Origin of the sequence: Paenibacillus agilis, assembly GCF_007786455.1 — a bacterium.
GTDB classification, from domain to species: domain Bacteria; phylum Bacillota; class Bacilli; order Paenibacillales; family Paenibacillaceae; genus Paenibacillus_B; species Paenibacillus_B agilis.
Genome location: NZ_VNJK01000002.1, coordinates 567,380 through 586,494, shown reverse-complemented (window position 1 = coordinate 586,494; position 19,115 = coordinate 567,380). Strand labels below are relative to the sequence as shown.

The following is a 19,115-nucleotide window of genomic DNA, read 5'->3' as shown; positions in this document are numbered from 1 at the left end:
TCCGTCTTTCTCTTCTCCCTCAGGCGAGGAAAAAGCCTATCCGGTATTAGCTACCGTTTCCGGTAGTTATCCCAGTCTTACAGGCAGGTTGCCTACGTGTTACTCACCCGTCCGCCGCTAACCATCAGGAGTGCAAGCACTCCATCAAGTCCGCTCGACTTGCATGTATTAGGCACGCCGCCAGCGTTCGTCCTGAGCCAGGATCAAACTCTCCATAAAAGTGTTTGACTTGCTCATTTGTAATGCTGACGAAATTCATTGCTGAATTTCTTATATCAAACGTTTCACTCGTTGTTCAGTTTTCAAAGAACAATTCGGCTCAGATCACTCATCTTTCGATTCGTTTTCTTTCGCTCTTGTCTGCCGTGTTTCTCAGTGGCGACCTTTATAATATATCATTTTCATTCTTTCGAGTCAAGCTTTTTTTAAAACTTTATTTGAAGCTTGTTTTCACTGTGCTTCAAACTGCTGTTTGATTTAGCTTGTCTCAACCGCTTCCTCTCGGTGGCGGAAATATAATATACCATGGCGATCTAGAAACTTCAATACTACAAACCTCTCCAAATAATGGGCGTAATATATTATCAACTTTTAAGCTACTAAAGATACAATGAAACCGCTACTTGATTAGTATTCGCTTCACAATTCAAAATAGCGGTTTATTAACTTTTTAATTGCCTTGCTTCTTTTACATACAAGCAATAAAACAAAATACGTTCATGATGAAACGATTTAACTATTCCGATATAACTTTTTCAATATGTAGTTGTCTTTCCTCTGCTAGACGTATTATTGCTCCCTCTACTGAAACCCAAGGTCTCGTAGGATAAATACTATCTGTAAATACAATCTCACCAGTTCGTCCATCATTTAATTCAACAAGGGTACCTTGTGTAAGCAGGGTAAGCTTTTGAATAAATACTTGTACCATTTGCGGATCAAGCTTACCAAATGCTTGGCGGTGTAATTGCTCCAATACAACATAAGGGGAAGCAGCCTTACGATAGCTGCGATTCTGCGTCATAGCATGGAACATATCTGCAATAGCTACCATTTTTGCATATGGATGAATTTGATCACTCATAATTCTCAATGGGTAACCACTGCCATCAAGCCGTTCATGATGCTGAAGAGCAGCTAGTTTTACGCCTTCGGTTATCATGTTGGCAGAACGCAGTATTTCATAGCCGTAAAGCGTATGACGACGAACTTCAGTTTGCTCCACTTCTGTGAGAGATTCTTTTTTGCGAAGAACATCTTCATCTACTTTTACTTTCCCTATATCGTGAAGTAAACCTGCAAGGGCAATTTGCATGCCTTCTTTTTCAGAACAACCGTTCCAATGACCTATTAAGTATGTTGTAAGTGCGACTGCAATAGATTTATGTATTAAAAAGTTCGTAGAAAGATCTTGATCAATTTCTTTTATATACGTTTGAACAGCTAAGGGCTTATATTCTTTTATTTGATCAATTAAAGGTCTTAATAGCTTGCGCATCTCCATTGTTGGTATTTGATTAGCACGAGCCATAATCAATACCTGCGACATTAGTTTAGCTAACTCTGCCCAAGCTAAGTGAAATGGTTGGTCATCACTTGGGGGTTTCATATCCAGTTCAGTTGTATCAATCTCTGATACTTGCTCAACTGGTTTAGTTTGCTGCTCTTTAGAAATAGCTGTCTTAGTTGAAGCAGGTTTAGCTGTCTCCATTCCCTTTTTGGGATTAATATGAACATGCTTGATCATAAAAGCATCGAGTACTTCGATATCACGTTCCGTCAATACACGTCCTTTAGGCATGATGATGCCACCAAGCTCGGAGCATACATCCTTACTCAAACAATCCCCCAGTTTAATCTGTGCGATTGGCAACATAGACATAGCTTCCACACTCCCACGATCTAATTTAAGTACGTGCTACTCATCCGAATGTTAGGTAATAAAAAAACGTGAAGACGATGTACCTTACAGGTACGCCGCCTTCACGCGTAGGACGAAGCTAATACCGTGTCCTCATCTATGGATAGAGCTATTTATAGTTAACTGCCGCATAGATTACTCTGTGCTGCCGTCTACTTCTGGAGCAGCTCCTTCTACAGATAGCTCACCGTCTATATCTTCAGGGAAAGTTTCCTCTTCATTCTTGCTGCAACGTGTCACGGTAGATACCGTATCCTCATCGCGGATGTTAATGACTTTAACACCTTGAGCATAACGACCCATTTGAGAAATACCAGCGATACTTGTCCGTATAATTGTACCAGAAGCTGTAATGACCATAAGATCATCTTCATCTTGTACAATTTTCAAACCTACGACAGCACCATTTTTCTCTGTAACGTTAATCGTCTTAATACCTTTACCACCACGAGACTGAGAACGGTACTCTGTAGTTGGTGTGCGTTTACCATAGCCTTTAGCTGTAACGATCAATACATCGTTATTCTCATCTACGATATCCATATCGATGACATAGTTGCCTTCATCAAGAGTAATACCCTTAACCCCGGTCGCACTACGTCCCATCGAACGAACATCTTTTTCAGAGAATCGAATCGACATACCTGTGTTCGTTCCCATAATGACTTCTTGCTCGCCATCTGTTAGACGTACACCGATAAGATCATCATCTTCACGCAAATTGATCGCAATTAGACCGCCTTTACGGATGTTGACGTAATCATCAAGTGGAGTCTTCTTCACGATACCCTGACGAGTAGCGAAGAACAGATACTGATTACTGTCGAACGATTCCACTGGGATAACCGCGTTAATCGTTTCACCTTGCTCAATCTGAATTAGATTGATAATCGGCGTTCCGCGTGCAGTACGGCTTAAGTCAGGAATCTCATACGCTTTGATCCGATACACTTTTCCTTTGTTCGTGAATATCATCAAATAATGATGAGAATCCGTTAAGAACAAGTGCTCAACAAAGTCATCTTCCTTCGTATCCATACCCATTACACCGCGTCCGCCCCGCTTCTGACTACGATAAGTCGTAGCAGGCAAACGTTTAATATAACCGCTATGTGTAATCGTGATGATAACATCTTCACGAGGAATCAAGTCCTCATCCAAAATGCTGTCTTCACCGATTGTAATCTCCGTACGACGCTCGTCACCGAACTTCTGCTTAATTTCTTCGAGCTCTTCATGAATAATTTGCAGAACAAGTTGTTCACTCGCTAGAATTTCCTTGTACTCTGCAATTTTCTTCATTAGTTCGTTAAACTCTTCTTCGAGCTTCTCACGCTCCAAGCCAGTCAAACGACGCAAGCGCATATCAAGAATCGCTTGAGCTTGTTCATAGCTCAGTTCGAAACGCTCCATTAATCCATTACGTGCTACCTCATCAGAATGAGAAGCGCGAATTAGAGCAATAACCTCATCGATATGATCCAATGCAATAATTAGACCCTGCAAAATATGAGCACGAGCTTCCGCTTTACGCAAATCATACTCTGTACGACGACGGATAACTTCGACTTGGTGCTGTAAATAATAGTACAGCATATCTCGCAAGTTCAAAATGCGCGGTTCATTATTAACGAGTGCAATCATATTTACACCGAAGTTGGATTGCATCGGCGTCTGCTTGTACAAGTTGTTCAAAACGACACTTGGATTCACATCACGACGCAACTCGATAACGATTCGCATACCATTACGGTCAGATTCATCACGCAAATCCGTTATTCCTTCGATCTTCTTCTCACGCACAAGCTCTGCAATTTTTTCGACTAGGCGAGCTTTGATAACTTGATAAGGAAGCTCATGCACGATAATGCGTGCCTTGCCGCCATTCTCTTCAATCTCCGCACGCGCGCGCATTGTCACCGAACCACGGCCTGTAGCATATGCTTGACGTATACCCGATCTGCCCAGTATTAGTCCTGATGTTGGGAAATCTGGGCCTTGTATATAATCCATTAGCTCAAGCGGTGTTAATTCTGGATTATGAATTAAAGCTTGAACCCCGTTAATAACTTCCGTTAGGTTATGCGGTGGGATGTTAGTTGCCATACCAACGGCAATACCAGACAATCCATTTACGAGTAGATTCGGGAATCTTGCTGGCAGCACAATTGGCTCTTTCTCTTCACCGTCATAGTTCGGTGCAAAATCGACCGTTTCTTTATTCAAGTCTCGCAGCAATTCTGTTGCGATCTTTGATAAACGCGCCTCCGTATAACGCATAGCCGCAGCCATATCACCATCAATGGAACCAAAGTTACCGTGCCCATCAACTAGCATATAGCGCAGTGAGAAGTCCTGTGCCATACGAACCATCGTTTCGTATACAGCTGAATCACCGTGAGGATGGTACTTACCAATGACCTCACCAACGATTCTCGCCGACTTCTTATAAGGCTTGTCCGGCGTCATACCTAACTCTGACATCGCATACAGAATCCGGCGATGTACCGGTTTCAATCCGTCACGCACATCAGGCAGTGCACGGCTGACGATGATGCTCATCGCATAGTCGAGGAATGATTCTCGCATCTCTGTACCAATATCACGTTCCTTGATTTGCGATTGTTGTTCTTCCGCCATGCTGGACCTCCTTTAACAATATCGTCTGTAACGTCCGCTTCCTAGGGACTAACACTTGTTCACCTATCATCTATCCCCATGAACACATGAAACTTTAACGAGCTATTCCGTCTTATTTCAACTCACAAAAAAACGGCCACCGTTCCAAAATGGAAGCAGCACCGCCTCTCCCAACTGACATGAATTCAAAAAGCCTAATATATCGCTACTTGTATTATATTACTTTCACAAAAGGGAAACAATTAAACGTTTCCTTCCGCAGCGTCTATATCCGAACAATAATCTAGTGGAGTTAGGTGTTTGTTCTTGCCCTTAGCGGATGTCTTTTTAAACTACACACTATTATACCATGAATCCCGCCTAAATACGGAATAAAATCATCACTTCGATGCCATCAACGAGAAAGGATGAACACGATGCGCATAAGACGTGTTCGCAGCAAACTTAAAAAATCAGCAGCGATTGACAAACATGCAGGACTAAAAGTGTTCCAACCAGAAACTACATCCTTTTCACCAGAAAATTTATATCAAATGCTTTACAAGCATACTATGCTCTATATTAAGCCTGAGGGGGGAACTGGTGGCGCCGGCATTATACGAGTTGGATTAATAAATCATTCAGCTTCTTACCTACTGCAGAAAGATACGTTTAGCGAGAGATGGGATCAATTTGATCAGCTGTATGGACGCTTGACTCATTTTATCGGCAAAAAAAAATACCTAATTCAACAAGGCATTCATTTACTTACTCATAACAAACGCCCCCTTGATCTTCGCATCATGGTACAACGAAATAAGGGTGATGCTTGGGAGATGACAGGTATGCTTGCACGCGTTGCAGCTCCTCGAAAAGTCGTTACCAACTATCATCGCGGGGGTACACTGCATCAAGTAGATTCTGTTCTTAAGCAATATGCAGATCCGAACCGTCTTCAAGAACTCAAAAAGCAGCTTGAGCAAAATGCTCTACTAACAGCCAAACACCTCAACAAGCATTTTCCTACCTTAATCGAGCTTGGTATCGATATTGGCCTTGATAAGCAGCTAAAACCATGGATATTAGAAGTGAATACCCAGCCAGATAAAAATATTTTTCGATTCCATGCCAATAAGAAGCTGTATTCGAAAATGATGAGTTATGTTCGCTATCAAGTTTTGAAACGTACAATCAAAAAATCACAGTTCAACCCCGTACCTCAACCGCTGTCTAAAGCGAAACTCAATCCTACTGCTGCTAAAAATGTTGCCCGTGCCCGTCCTGCTCTAAGTCCCGCTCCTCCCGTTCCCACACCTTTGTTAATCCGTAAAGACTAGGAATGGTCTAGTACCAGCATAAATAAAAGCCCCAACCAATTACTGGCTGGGGCACTTATATGTGTATTAAATATCTAGATTTTTAACAAACTTAGCATGTTGCTGAATGAAATCACGTCGAGGCTCGACGTTATCACCCATCAACGTATTGAAAATTTCATCTGCTTGACGAGCGTCATCAATCGTTACTTGAAGCATTTTACGGCTTTCTGGGTCCATTGTCGTTTCCCACAGCTGAGTAGCGTTCATTTCCCCAAGTCCTTTATAACGCTGTACGTTAATCTTCACACCTTGACCGAACTCTGCCATAATCTCATCACGCTGTTTTTCGCTATCAGCATAGCGAATCACTTTGTTGCGTTCGATTTTGAAGAGTGGTGGCTGAGCGATATAAATATAGCCAGAGTCAACAAGCTTGCGCATGTAGCGGTAGAAGAACGTCAGCAACAACGTACGAATATGAGCGCCGTCAACGTCGGCATCAGTCATAATTACGATTTTGTGATAACGTGCCTTCGCTATATCAAAGTCTTCACCAATACCTGTTCCGAGTGCCGTAATGATGGCACGAATCTCGGCATTGGACAAGATCTTATCTAAACGAGATTTCTCAACGTTCAAAATCTTACCCTTTAGTGGCAAGATAGCTTGGAAATGACGATCGCGTCCTTGCTTCGCTGAACCGCCTGCAGAATCACCCTCGACAATAAATATCTCTGAGTTAGCGGGGTCCTTAGAAGAGCAATCTGCCAGTTTACCAGGCAATGAACTAACTTCCAGCGCGCTTTTACGGCGTGTCAATTCACGGGCACGGCGAGCCGCTTCACGAGCGCGGGCTGCTTGCGTACCTTTTTCAACAATTTTACGTGATACAGCTGGATTCTCTTCTAGGAATTCCATGAACTTCTCAGCAAACATGGACTCAATGATACCACGAACCTCACTGTTGCCAAGCTTTGTCTTCGTTTGACCTTCGAACTGCGGTTCTGGGATTTTCACCGAAATAATGGTCGTCAATCCTTCGCGGACATCATCACCACTCAAATTCGAATCATTATCCTTTACCAAGTTCATTTTACGAGCGTATTCGTTAATGACACGAGTCAATGCACTCTTGAAGCCGAACTCATGCGTTCCACCCTCATGTGTGTGAATATTATTCGCGAAAGAATAAATATGCTCACTGTAGCTGTCATTATATTGCAAGGCAATTTCACAAGAAATATGCTCTTTCATGCCCTCTACAAAAATAGGAGGTTCATGCAAACTCTCTCGATTGCGGTTCAAGTATTCAACAAACTCAATGATACCGCCATCGTATTTGAAAGAGTTAGATGTATCTGTACGCTCATCCTTCAATACAATTTCGAGACCACGGTTGAGGAATGCCAACTCTCGAATACGAGATGCTAAAATGTCATATTCATAGACTAGCGTTTCAGTAAAAATCTCGCTATCCGGCTTGAATTTTACTGTCGTTCCTGTTTCTGCTGTCTCTCCAATAACTTGCAAATCATATTGAGGTGCACCACGACGATATTCTTGCTGGTGAACTTGGCCGTCCCGTCTCACGGTCACGATAAGCTGCTCAGACAAGGCATTTACGACCGAGACACCGACACCATGTAAGCCGCCGGACACTTTATAACCTTCACCGCCGAACTTACCGCCAGCATGAAGAACGGTCATAACGACTTCTACTGCAGGACGCTTCATCTTTGCATGTTCACCAACAGGGATACCACGACCATTATCCGCTACCGATATGCTGTTGTCTTCATGTACAGTAACGTCAATGCGCGTACAGTATCCAGCTAATGCTTCGTCAATACTGTTGTCGACAACTTCCCATACAAGGTGATGAAGTCCCTTGGAGCTGGTAGAGCCGATGTACATGCCGGGACGCTTACGAACCGCCTCCAGCCCTTCCAACACCTGTATCTGATTCTCATCATACGTATGCTGATTCAAAGACATGCCCTTCACCCACTTCTCTATATTCAGATCCGAATCAATCCGTTTATGCTTCTTCTACTCGCATCCCGCTGCGAGAGCGCTTCTTCAATGTCGTAGACGATATTGGAGAATAGTATACTTTTCCCTTTGTGACGACGATCGATTTAGCCTCTTCCTCACCAATCCACTCAACATTTTTAATCTTTTGAGAATGAGCGGCGAACTGCTTGGACAGCTTCGATGCCTTTTCAATCGTCACATCAAATATTGCGACCAACTCAGAGGAACGAATAACTCTTTCTCCACCTAAGTGAATATACAACTAACCCACTCCTTACCGTCTGACTTGCCCGTTTTCCACGTGAAACACATTAGCATCTTGCAGTCGATGCGCATGAATGCTCTCAATACCTGTCGTTGTAATAAACGTCTGTACTTTCTCTTGGAAAGTTTCGATGAGCTGTGTTTGTCGATAAGAATCCAGTTCAGAAAGCACGTCATCCAGCAATAGTACAGGATATTCGCCAATCTCTTCATGCATGAATTCTATTTCGGCAAGCTTAAGCGACAATGCAGTTGTACGCTGTTGACCTTGCGAGCCGTACGTTTGAACTTCTTTGCCGTTGATGGAAAAAGCGAGGTCATCACGGTGCGGCCCGACAAGAGTTATGCCGCGCCGAATTTCCTGATCGTTCATTTGTGATAACTTTATCATAAATTGCTCGAATAAGACAGCTTCGTTATCCTCATCCAGCGCAAGGGAAGGAACATAGGATATCGCGAGCTGTTCTTGTCCGTTTGTAATGCCTGCATGGATACGTTCAGCCCATACTTGCAGTTTCTTTAAATAGTATTTCCGTTTCTTTACAATTTTAACACCATGTTCTACTAACTGCTCATTCCATACTTCGAGCATCTGCATATGGGCACTACTACGGTCGTTCCACATTTGCTTGAGCAAGTTATTACGCTGAACGAGCACCTTCTGATATTGCTGCAAATGATATAAATATCCAGGGTGAACTTGGCCAATTTCCATGTCAAGAAAACGGCGTCTCACGCTCGGTCCACCCTTTACAATTTCCAAATCCTCTGGTGCGAACATAACGACATTAAGCGAACCTATAAAGTTGCTCAGCTTCTTCTGTTCCAAGCCATTCAATTTGGCCTTTTTGCCTTGCTTCGAAATGTTCAGCTCTAGATTATAGGTGCCATACTTGCGTTCAACGGCAGCTTTCAATAGCGTATGATCTTTATCCCACGCAATTAGCTCTCTATCCTTTGCTGTTCTGTGTGACTTCGTCAGCGCAAGTACGAAGATCGATTCGAGCAGATTCGTCTTCCCCTGGGCGTTGCGGCCGACGAAGATATTCACATTGTTGTTCGTATCAAGCTCCATCGTCTCATAGTTGCGATAATGTTGAAGAGATACTGACTTTACGAACACCGATTAAGCCTCTGTAGTCTGCACGACAAGAAATGTGCCGCAGTCCTTTACTTCTACCGTGTCCCCGTTGCGCAACTTACGCCCACGGCGGTCTTCTGGCTCTGCATTTACTCGAACCGCCTGCTCTGCGAGCATCACTTTTACATGACCACCTGTAGAAACGCAGTCAGCCAACTTCAAAAACTGTCCTAGCGTAATGTAGTCCGTCTGTATATGAATCGATTTCATTTGTGTTCCTCCTGGCATAGCTGCCTATAACTAATTCGTTGTGCGATAAGGCAAGATGAGATGCAAGCTGTTAACATGCTCAGTCGGCTTGATAATAATCGGGCTCATTGCACCTGTGAAACCGATGAAAATTTGCTCGCATTCGACAACTTTCAAGACATCAAGCATATATTTGGAGTTGAAAGCGATACGTAAAGGTTCTCCGTCAAATCGCTTCACTTCAAGCTGCTCTGTAACTCGTCCTAGCTCATTTGAGCTGGAAGAAATCTCGATCGTTCCATCCTCTTTTGTTTGCAAGCGTACGATATTTGTTTTCTCTTCACGAGACAGCAAATACGCGCGATCGATTGCTTCCGTCAAACTTTTCGTATCCAAAACAAGTTCTGTTTTGTATTGGTTCGGAATAATCTTAGAGGTATCAGGATAGGTCCCGTCCAAAATTCGTGTATAGAACAACACATTGCCTACTTTGAACAACACTTGATTATCTGCAACAACAATATCCACTTTCGTATGCTCTGGGATAATTTTGCTCAGCTCGTTCAATGTTTTACCTGCAATAACGATGTTGTAAAAATGAAGGTCTGAATCAACCTCAATAGTTGCAGAACGGCTTGCTAGACGATGACGATCAGTAGCAACGAACTTCATTTCCCCATGCTGCAATTGCCAAAGTACACCTGTCAAAATAGGTGTCGTTTCGTTTGAGGAAATAGAGAACACGGTTTGCTTAATCATTGTCTTTAACAAATCGCCATTTACAGTTAATACTTGATTCTCTTCAACGCTAGGCAAAATAGGATATTCTTCTGGATCGAGACCGACCATTTGAATATCAGTGGAACCAGCGCGTAAAAATGTTTGGAATTGATCCCTTACTTCAATTTCGATATTAGCTGATGGGAGCTTTTTAATAATTTCTACAAAAAATTTAGCCGGTAAAACAACACTACCTGGACGCTCTACTTGAGCAATCGTTTGACGATCATCTTCAACAGGAATAAAACTTTGAATCGAAATATCTGTATCGCTCGCAGTTAGGGTTATTCCCTGCATTGTAACGTCAACTTTGATACCACTCAAAATAGGAATGGTCGTTCGACTCGAAATAGCTTTCGAAACGTTTTGTATCGCTTCGTTAAGTTGTTGTTTCAAAATAGATAGCTTCATCGTTTCACTCCTTAAACCGATGTTTAGGTCTTAGTTGTTATTGTTTATTTATAAGATGATCTTATATTTAAAAAGATAGTAGTAATAGTAGGGGCACTGAATATGTGGATAACTCCAAAAAACCGCATAAAGTAAAGCCTATCCACATGTGTATAGTTTGTGCATAGGCTTTGTATTTTGTTCACAATGTAGGGTTTTTAATTTTATCCATTAAATTCTGAATGACCTTATATAACTCCTGATCACTGTCTATTGCTTGAGAGATTTTTTCATGCGCATGAATTACCGTCGTATGATCACGCCCACCGAACGCTTCACCTATTTTAGGCAAGGAATAATCCGTCAATTCACGCGACAGATACATCGCAATTTGCCTTGGGAAAGCGACAGCCTTCGTCCGCTTACGAGCTTTGAAGTCTTCCAGGCGCAGCCCATAGTACTCCCCAACTCGTTGCTGAATGTCTTGAATCGTAATCATTTTTGGGCGACTCGAAGGAATAATGTCCTTGAGTGCTTCTGCCGTTAAATGCGTCGTAATATCTTGATTCATCATCGTAGAATAAGCGACAACGCGAGTTAAAGCACCTTCTAGCTCACGAATATTCGTATTGATCTGATTCGCGATGTAGACCATTGCTTCATTCGGGATATCAAGGTTCTCAGCTTTGGCCTTTTTCCGAAGAATGGCGATACGGGTCTCGAGATCCGGCGGTTGAATATCCGTAATCAAGCCCCATTCAAAACGAGAACGCAAACGTTCTTCCAGTGTTTCGATCTCTTTTGGTGGACGATCACTGGAGATAATAATCTGCTTGTTCTCCGTATGCAGCGCATTAAAAGTATGGAAAAATTCCTCCTGCGTCGATTCTTTACCCGCTAAGAACTGAATGTCATCAATGAGTAAAATATCGATGTTGCGATATTTGTTACGGAAGCTTTCCCCACGGTTATCACGGATCGCATTAATGAATTCATTCATAAACTTTTCCGACGTCGTATAGACAACTTTGGCATTCGCATTATGCTCCATAATGTAATGACCAATGGCATGCATCAAGTGCGTCTTGCCAAGTCCTACTCCCCCGTATAAAAAGAGAGGGTTGTAAGCTTTAGCAGGTGCTTCTGCTACCGCGAGCGAAGCTGCATGAGCAAAGCGGTTGTTTGAACCAATGACGAATGTATCGAACGTATATTTCGGGTTCAATTGACTGGCGACCGGCTCTTCATTTGATGTGCGAACGACTGGTGCTGGCAGAGGAACAATTTCTGGTTCTGGTTCAGCAGCCTCTTCAATAATAAACTTCACGTCTACTTGTTTGCCGTTCATCTCATAAATAGTCGAGCTGACAAGATTCGTATAGCGGCTTTCCAGCCACTCGACAGCAAATGTATTCGGTGCCGTTATTATGATAATTTTGTCGGTGTACTTAACCGCATTCGTGGCTTTAAACCAAGTGTCAAAGCTCGGCTTGCTTAATTTCGATTGAATAACGGATAGTACTTCCTGCCAATGCTCATTTACTTGGCGATCCACAGATGGTTTCACTCCTTCAAACCTGTTACGTCGTCAGGGACGCTTGTGCCGGCTACGAAGCCATAAGGACAAGTTCCCCGACAATTGGCGCAAACGGAGGGAAGGTTAAAACATGAAAAGCCCTCTATCGGATATCAAGCGCATTGTCGGGGTCTATGCTGATACGACATACATCGAGCATGTCGAAACTGATGAAATTGAGGTAGTTATTTATCCACAATACAAACAGATAGAATAATAATAATATAAGGTTGAGGATAACTTGTTCACAACATTATCCACAGATTGTGAATAACTTAGTATGAATCGAAATTATTCACATCAGAAAAGCAATATAATCATAGCAGATGAGCCCTTATTTTTCAACGATAGGGCGTTTTTTATCCACAAATTCAATAACTTGTGTATAAAAATTATGTACACCACAAGATATTGTTTACAACCTGTGATTTTTCGACATAATCCATACGATTGCCGTCGAAAATTATACACAGGGTATTATGGAAAAGTAGACGGAATTGAAAAGGTTTTGCACATGTGAATAACTATGAAGAACCTAATGGGGGATCCAATTTGTACGTTAGACCGGGTTAAGTTGTGGATAGTTTTTGTAGATCGCAGAGGATATACATTTATTAAGGAATGAAATGAGGAAGAGGCGTGGTGAGATGTGAGTGGTGGATATAATAAGGAGGAGAGGCCATCGTATAGCTCTATTTAGGAAAGAAAAGATCGTCAATTTGGCCAAAGTGTACCGTTGTAAGGTGGATGGATTGACTTTTCGGCTTAATTCTGATTAAATATATAAAGGTATTTTCGTGAGACAAACAACAACATTCGTAATGAATAGATTGACTCTCAAGAGGAGGTGCAAGCAGAAATGAGACCTACTTTCAAACCAAACGTAAGCAAACGCAAAAAGAATCACGGTTTCCGTGCACGCATGAGCACGAAAAACGGCCGTAAGGTTCTAGCTGCTCGTCGTCAAAAAGGCAGAGCTAAGTTGAGCGCATAATAGCTGTTTATGCAAGACCACTGGTAGTGGTCTTTTTTTCTACCTAAATTCATGAACAATTGTCATATGTTCAGAAGGTTACTTTTGAATAACTTCTTCTATATAGGGTTTATTCTGCGGAGCTCAGGTACATACTTGGAGCAAGATAGTTTCCGGATGGATGCTGTTTCCGTACGATATCATGAACCTGAATTCGATGAGCGAGAGGAATGCGAACGTGCAAAAACAATATCGTTTGAAAGACCGCAGAGATTTTGCTCGTGTATATCGCCATGGCCGATCAGCAGCGAATCGTCAGCTAGTTCTATATGTCTTTCATCGTCCTGAGGTGGAGCGGTTCCGCGTCGGGATATCTGCAAGCAAAAAAATAGGAAATGCAGTTGTCCGCAATCGAATGAGACGCTTAATTAAGGAAATTATGCGTCTGCAGGCAGGCAAAATTATCGATCATGTCGATCTCGTATTTATTGTTCGCAATGGTGCGACTGAGATGGATTACGAGCAATTGCGGAAGAGCGTTCACCATGTGTGCAAACGTGCTTCTGTATATAGATAAATTGCAGTGCAATCAGATGATCAAGCGTTTCCATTGACTCGTAAAATATGATATATTTACAGTTGGAATCGTATGGTTTAGAGAGGAGTTAATGCTATTGTCACTTAAGAAGTTGCTTAACAATCGCAAATGGCTTCTGGTGGCGGGTTCTATCATGCTGCTTGCAGTACTGACAGGATGTACGTCCATGGAAACAATGACAGAAGACCAACTTCGCAGCGGGAACTTCTGGGAGCGCAATGTAGTTTTGTACTTTACATTGGCACTCAACACGTTTGCAGACTGGTTCAATGGCGAATACGTATTAGCTATATTGCTATTGACGATTATCGTTCGAACAGCTATTTTACCGCTGACGATCAAACAGATGCGTAGCTCTAAGGAAATGCAAAAGCTTCAACCGAAGCTGCTAGAATTGAAAAAGAAATACAAAGACAATCCGCAGAAACAACAGGAAGAGACGGTGAAGCTGTTCCAACAGCATAACGTTAATCCGATGGCGGGTTGCTTACCGATATTGATTCAGATGCCGGTGTTCATTGCGTTGTACAACGCAATTTACTTGAACGATGAGATTCGACATCATACGTTCTTGTGGCTCCAGCTTGGTGAGCCAGATAAATGGGTACTGCCAATCTTGGCTGCCTTAACAACATTCATTCAATCCAAAATGATGATGTCCCAACAGCCAGCACAGCCGGCTATGCAATTTATGACGTTAGTATTCCCAGTATTGATCTTCATCATGTCGATGCAGTTCCCGGCAGCATTGCCACTTTACTGGGTATTCAGTAACATTTACACGATTGTTCAGAACTTTTTCCTTTATCGCAACAAAGATAAGGAGGTTCAACCGGCGAAATGAAAACGTTAATTGTATCAGGAAAGACAATCGAACATGCAATTCAGAAAGGTTTAGCGGAACTCGGTGTGACGCAGGACCGTGTACAGGTTCGTATTTTGGAACAGCCATCTAAGGGGTTCTTTGGCCTTATTGGTACAAAGCCAGCTAAGGTAGAACTTACTGTCGAGGAAGCTGCTGCTCAAACAGAAGACAAGCCATTGGCAGCTGAGAGTCAATCAGAAGTGGGTAAAGCTTCGATCTCGTCAGCTGTACAAGCAGTACCGGAAGAAGCGTTATCAGATTCCGCACAGTCAGAAGAGAAAACAGTTCGTGCTAGCGTGCAAGATCAAACAGCAGGTATCGAAGAGGCAAAACAGTTCGTATTGGACGTTACTCAATCGATGGGGCTCGAAGTAGAGATTGCGATAGTGAAGCGTAAAGACACGGTTGTATTCGATATTTCCGGTTCAGACCTTGGCCTTATAATTGGTCGTCGCGGCCAGACATTAGACTCCCTTCAATACTTGGCGAATTTGGTGGCTAACCGTTATTCTGAGCAGCATGTGCGTCTTGTCCTTGATGCAGAACAATTCCGTGATCGCCGGAAGCAAACCTTGGAATCGTTGGCTGATCGGCTTGCGACCAAAACGGTTCGTACGCACAAGGAAATGATACTTGAGCCAATGACACCGCAGGAACGCAAGATTATACATGCTAAGCTCCAAGATCATCCGAAGGTGAAGACGTACAGCAAGGGTGAAGAGCCTAATCGCCGTATCGTTATTGCCTTGAAAACACAATAACCTTATAAGAATGAACGAATAGTGATTGTTTATAACATGCTTCTCAGCGAGAAAGACGTTGGAAACAAGCTCTTATAGATGTTATCGTTGCAGGATGATGAACGAATGTGCGCAATGATTGTCCCTCTGCCCCTAAATAGGCAGGCAAAGGGACAGTCATTGCTTTTTTTCTAGAGGTGGAGGTAAATAATATGATGACGGAAACGATTGCTGCCATATCGACGCCGCTAGGTGAGGGCGGTATTGCGGTCATCCGCGTAAGCGGGGAGACCGCTGTGCAGGAAGTGGAACGCATCTTCCATTCGAAGACGAAGCTGACTGAGGTAAAGAGCCATACAGTCAATTATGGATATATTGTTGACCCTGATACAAATGAGCAGATTGAAGAGGTATTAATTACGGTTATGCTCGCTCCACGTTCTTATACGATGGAAGATGTCGTTGAGATTAACGTCCATGGTGGGGTTGTATCGATGCGACGTGTCATGGAGCTGCTGCTGAAGCTTGAAATTCGTGTAGCAGAACCAGGAGAATTTACGAAACGTGCTTTCTTAAATGGACGTATAGATCTATCTCAAGCTGAGGCAGTTATGGACTTGATTCGCTCTAAGTCCGACCGTGCTTTTGATGTTGCGATGAAGCAGGCCCAAGGCCAGCTATCGAAGCGCATTAAAGATTTGCGTCATACGTTAGTGGAGACGCTTGCTCATATCGAGGTTAATATTGATTATCCTGAGCATGATGTAGATGAGCTTACGAGCAATTTTATTCAAGAAAAATGCGGCCACGTTATGGCTGAGATTGATAAGCTGCTTAAGACGGCATCTGAGGGCAAAATACTAAGGGAAGGCATTATGACTGCCATCGTTGGTCGCCCTAACGTAGGTAAGTCCTCATTGCTTAATGCGCTTGCTCAAGATAATAAAGCGATCGTTACAGATATTCCAGGTACGACGCGTGATGTTATTGAGGAAATGATCACGATCAATGGGATTCCACTGCGCTTGTTGGATACTGCCGGAATACGTGAAACGAATGACGTCGTAGAGCGTATAGGGGTAGAGCGTTCACGCACAGCACTGCAGGATGCAGACCTCGTTTTATTCGTGGTCAACAATAATGAACCTTTACAGGCTGATGAGCGAGAATGGCTACAACAAATTGAAGGTAGACAAGTTATCATCATTGTGAATAAAATGGACTTGCCTAATCAATTAGATGAACAGGAGCTGGCTGCTTTGGCAGGCCGCTTCCCAATCGTGAAAATGTCTGCGATGCTGCAGGATGGTATTGATGCATTGGAATCTGCTATTTCCGATCTATTTTTCAGTGGAAAAGTGGAATCAAATGATGCAACGTATGTGAGCAATGTGCGTCATATTGGCTTGCTCCATAAGGCGCGTCGTTCCTTGCAAGAGGCAGTTGAAGCGTCTCAGGCAGGCATTCCAATCGATATCATGCAGATCGATGTCCGTACAGGATGGGAACTGTTAGGAGAGATTGTTGGTGATTCGGTAGGAGAGTCTTTAATTGATCAAATCTTCTCGCAGTTCTGTTTAGGTAAATAAGGTAAGGTTGTTATGTCGTTTTGTTAAGCGGATGAAGCCGCTTGTGTATAAGAAGCAATTATTTCAATAAGATTGGTTTGAGGCAGCTAGCTGTGGATAAGGTGAACAGCATTGTTTTTGTTCATTTAGACAGCAGATAGGGCGTAGAGCCATTGAAGGAGGGACTATAGATGCCATTCGTTGCAGGTGAGTACGATGTTATCGTTGTAGGAGCAGGGCATGCAGGCTGTGAATCCGCACTGGCTTCCGCTCGCATGGGGTGTAATACACTTCTCTTGACGATTAACTTGGATATGGTCGCATTTATGCCATGCAATCCATCAATCGGCGGACCTGCAAAAGGTCATGTCGTGCGTGAGATTGATGCGCTTGGTGGAGAAATGGGCCGTAACATTGATAAAACATACATCCAAATGCGTATGTTGAATACAGGTAAAGGACCTGCTGTTCATGCTTTGCGTGCACAAGCAGACAAATTCCTTTATCAGCATCAAATGAAAGAGACGATTGAGAACACGCCGAACTTGACGCTTCGTCAAGGTATGGTTGAGGAACTTATCGTTGAAGACGGTCGTTGCGTTGGTGTTGAAGCGAAGGGTGGAGCACAATACTTTGCGAAAGCAGTTGTAGTGACGACAGGAACGTATTTGCGTGGTAAGGTCATCGTTGGTGAACTTATTTATGAGAGCGGTCCGAACAACCAGCAGCCTTCTTTGAAGCTGTCTGAAAGTTTGAAAAATCTTGGACTTGAGCTTGTTCGATTCAAGACAGGAACGCCACCGCGTGTTCATGGAGATACGATTGATTTCAGTAAGACAGAGATTCAACCTGGTGATGATAAGCCTAAATTCTTTTCTTATGAGACGAAGCATGCGGATAATGAACAACTTCCGTGTTGGCTGACGTATACATCAGCAGATACACATGAGATTATTAACAGCAACTTGGACCGTGCACCTATGTTCTCTGGTGTTATTGAAGGTACAGGTCCACGTTATTGTCCATCAATTGAAGACAAGATCGTTCGCTTTGCAGATAAGCCGAAGCATCAAATTTTCCTAGAGCCAGAAGGGAAAAATACGCGAGAGTATTACGTACAGGGTCTTTCCACAAGTATGCCGGAAGATGTACAACTGCGTATTCTTCGTTCGATTCCTGGACTTGAGAAGGTAGAAATGATGCGTACGGGTTATGCAATCGAGTATGATGCAGTCGTACCGACACAGCTATGGCCATCTCTAGAAACGAAAAAAGTAGACGGTTTGTTCACAGCTGGACAAATTAACGGTACATCTGGTTATGAAGAAGCAGCGGGTCAAGGTCTTATGGCTGGTATCAATGCAGCTCGTAAAGTCCAAGGCAAAGAGCCGGTTATTTTGAGCCGTTCTCAAGGATATATTGGAGTTCTTATCGATGACCTCGTAACAAAGGGGACGAATGAACCTTATCGCTTGCTTACTTCTCGTGCAGAATACCGTTTGCTGCTTCGTCATGACAATGCGGATCTCCGTCTAACGCCAACTGGTCGTGAGATTGGACTGATTACAGATGAACGCTTTGCTGCATTTGAAGAGAAAGTTTCTCTAATCGAGCAGGAGACAGCCCGCTTGAAAGAGACTCGTGTTCGCCCGGATGAGACGGTTCAAGCTATGCTGCAGGAAGCTAATTCTGCACCATTGGTGAACGGTATCGATGCATTAACATTGCTGCGTCGTCCTGAGCTTTCTTACGCTCACATCGAGAGTCTATATCCATCTCCATTACCATTGGACGAAGATATGAAGGAACAGGTTGAGATCCAAGTGAAGTATGCGGGCTATATTGATAAGCAGCTTATTCAGGTAGAACGTTTACAGAAAATGGAGAAGAAGCGTATTCCAGAGGATATCGATTACAGCCTGATTCATGGGCTTGCGATGGAAGCGAAGCAGAAGATGGATCGCATTCGTCCGCTATCAATCGGTCAAGCATCGCGTATTGCCGGGGTAACACCTGCTGATATTTCGATCTTGCTTGTTTATTTGGAGCACTACAACCGTGTAACGGCTAAAAAGCATGCGGAGACGGATGCTGGATAAATGATGATAACGGCTCAATGTTCACTTTAGGTGTGCGTT

Annotated in this window: 16 protein-coding genes and 1 rRNA gene; 8 read left to right on the top strand and 9 right to left on the bottom strand. The window is 43.1% G+C overall.

The window, feature by feature from the left end; translation table 11 throughout:
- The 3 genes from FPZ44_RS18980 to gyrA form a co-directional block, all read right to left on the bottom strand.
- Nucleotides 1-219: ribosomal RNA gene (locus tag FPZ44_RS18980) — 16S ribosomal RNA — on the bottom strand; the annotation flags it as partial.
- Between the two features lie 517 nt (nt 220-736).
- Nucleotides 737-1,882: an HD-GYP domain-containing protein gene (locus tag FPZ44_RS18975; RefSeq protein ID WP_144992695.1), complete on the bottom strand. Its 1,146-nt coding sequence runs from the start codon at nt 1,880-1,882 to the stop codon at nt 737-739.
- Nucleotides 1,883-2,056: 174 nt separating this feature from the next.
- On the bottom strand, nt 2,057-4,561 hold the full coding sequence (gyrA, locus tag FPZ44_RS18970) for a DNA gyrase subunit A (RefSeq protein ID WP_144992693.1): 2,505 nt from the start codon (nt 4,559-4,561) through the stop codon (nt 2,057-2,059).
- Nucleotides 4,562-4,977: 416 nt separating this feature from the next.
- On the opposite strand from gyrA, the gene FPZ44_RS18965 reads away from it, so the two are divergent.
- Entirely contained in the window at nt 4,978-5,877 is a 900-nt protein-coding gene (locus tag FPZ44_RS18965; RefSeq protein ID WP_186786139.1) for a YheC/YheD family protein, read from the top strand.
- Between the two features lie 66 nt (nt 5,878-5,943).
- On the opposite strand, the gene gyrB is transcribed toward FPZ44_RS18965, so the two are convergent.
- From gyrB to dnaA, 6 genes are all read right to left on the bottom strand, one after another.
- Nucleotides 5,944-7,854 carry a DNA topoisomerase (ATP-hydrolyzing) subunit B gene (gyrB, locus tag FPZ44_RS18960; protein ID WP_144992689.1) on the bottom strand — a complete coding sequence of 637 codons (1,911 nt, stop codon included), beginning with the start codon at nt 7,852-7,854 and terminating at the stop codon, nt 5,944-5,946.
- A gap of 43 nt (nt 7,855-7,897) precedes the next feature.
- Nucleotides 7,898-8,155 carry an extracellular matrix regulator RemB gene (remB, locus tag FPZ44_RS18955; protein ID WP_144992687.1) on the bottom strand — a complete coding sequence of 86 codons (258 nt, stop codon included), beginning with the start codon at nt 8,153-8,155 and terminating at the stop codon, nt 7,898-7,900.
- Nucleotides 8,156-8,167: 12 nt separating this feature from the next.
- Entirely contained in the window at nt 8,168-9,280 is a 1,113-nt protein-coding gene (gene recF, locus FPZ44_RS18950) for a DNA replication/repair protein RecF (RefSeq protein ID WP_144992684.1), read from the bottom strand.
- A 3-nt stretch (nt 9,281-9,283) separates the two neighbouring features.
- Complete coding sequence (gene yaaA, locus FPZ44_RS18945; RefSeq protein WP_144992682.1) at nt 9,284-9,508, bottom strand: S4 domain-containing protein YaaA; 225 nt, start codon at nt 9,506-9,508, stop codon at nt 9,284-9,286.
- A 30-nt stretch (nt 9,509-9,538) separates the two neighbouring features.
- Nucleotides 9,539-10,678: a DNA polymerase III subunit beta gene (gene dnaN / locus FPZ44_RS18940; protein WP_144992680.1), complete on the bottom strand. Its 1,140-nt coding sequence runs from the start codon at nt 10,676-10,678 to the stop codon at nt 9,539-9,541.
- A 181-nt stretch (nt 10,679-10,859) separates the two neighbouring features.
- Nucleotides 10,860-12,212 (bottom strand): chromosomal replication initiator protein DnaA, encoded by a 1,353-nt coding sequence (gene dnaA, locus FPZ44_RS18935; protein ID WP_144992677.1) that lies wholly within the window; start codon nt 12,210-12,212, stop codon nt 10,860-10,862.
- A gap of 112 nt (nt 12,213-12,324) precedes the next feature.
- On the opposite strand from dnaA, the gene FPZ44_RS26920 reads away from it, so the two are divergent.
- The 7 genes from FPZ44_RS26920 (at nt 12,325) to mnmG (ending at nt 19,076) form a co-directional block, all read left to right on the top strand.
- The gene (locus tag FPZ44_RS26920; RefSeq protein ID WP_261378420.1) at nt 12,325-12,450 is read left to right on the top strand and encodes a hypothetical protein; all 126 of its coding nucleotides are present in this window, start codon (nt 12,325-12,327) and stop codon (nt 12,448-12,450) included.
- Nucleotides 12,451-13,092: 642 nt separating this feature from the next.
- Nucleotides 13,093-13,227: a 50S ribosomal protein L34 gene (rpmH, locus tag FPZ44_RS18930; protein WP_028594520.1), complete on the top strand. Its 135-nt coding sequence runs from the start codon at nt 13,093-13,095 to the stop codon at nt 13,225-13,227.
- A 217-nt stretch (nt 13,228-13,444) separates the two neighbouring features.
- Nucleotides 13,445-13,783, top strand: coding sequence for a ribonuclease P protein component (gene rnpA, locus FPZ44_RS18925; protein ID WP_144992675.1), 339 nt, complete (start codon nt 13,445-13,447; stop codon nt 13,781-13,783).
- A gap of 91 nt (nt 13,784-13,874) precedes the next feature.
- On the top strand, nt 13,875-14,648 hold the full coding sequence (locus FPZ44_RS18920) for a YidC/Oxa1 family membrane protein insertase (RefSeq protein WP_144992673.1): 774 nt from the start codon (nt 13,875-13,877) through the stop codon (nt 14,646-14,648).
- On the top strand, nt 14,645-15,430 hold the full coding sequence (gene jag, locus FPZ44_RS18915; RefSeq protein WP_144992671.1) for an RNA-binding cell elongation regulator Jag/EloR: 786 nt from the start codon (nt 14,645-14,647) through the stop codon (nt 15,428-15,430). The genes FPZ44_RS18920 and jag overlap by 4 nt, the downstream gene beginning before the upstream one ends.
- 191 nt (nt 15,431-15,621) lie before the next feature.
- On the top strand, nt 15,622-16,998 hold the full coding sequence (gene mnmE, locus FPZ44_RS18910) for a tRNA uridine-5-carboxymethylaminomethyl(34) synthesis GTPase MnmE (protein WP_144992669.1): 1,377 nt from the start codon (nt 15,622-15,624) through the stop codon (nt 16,996-16,998).
- Nucleotides 16,999-17,168: 170 nt separating this feature from the next.
- Entirely contained in the window at nt 17,169-19,076 is a 1,908-nt protein-coding gene (mnmG, locus tag FPZ44_RS18905; protein ID WP_144992667.1) for a tRNA uridine-5-carboxymethylaminomethyl(34) synthesis enzyme MnmG, read from the top strand.
- Nucleotides 19,077-19,115: the final 39 nt, after the last annotated feature.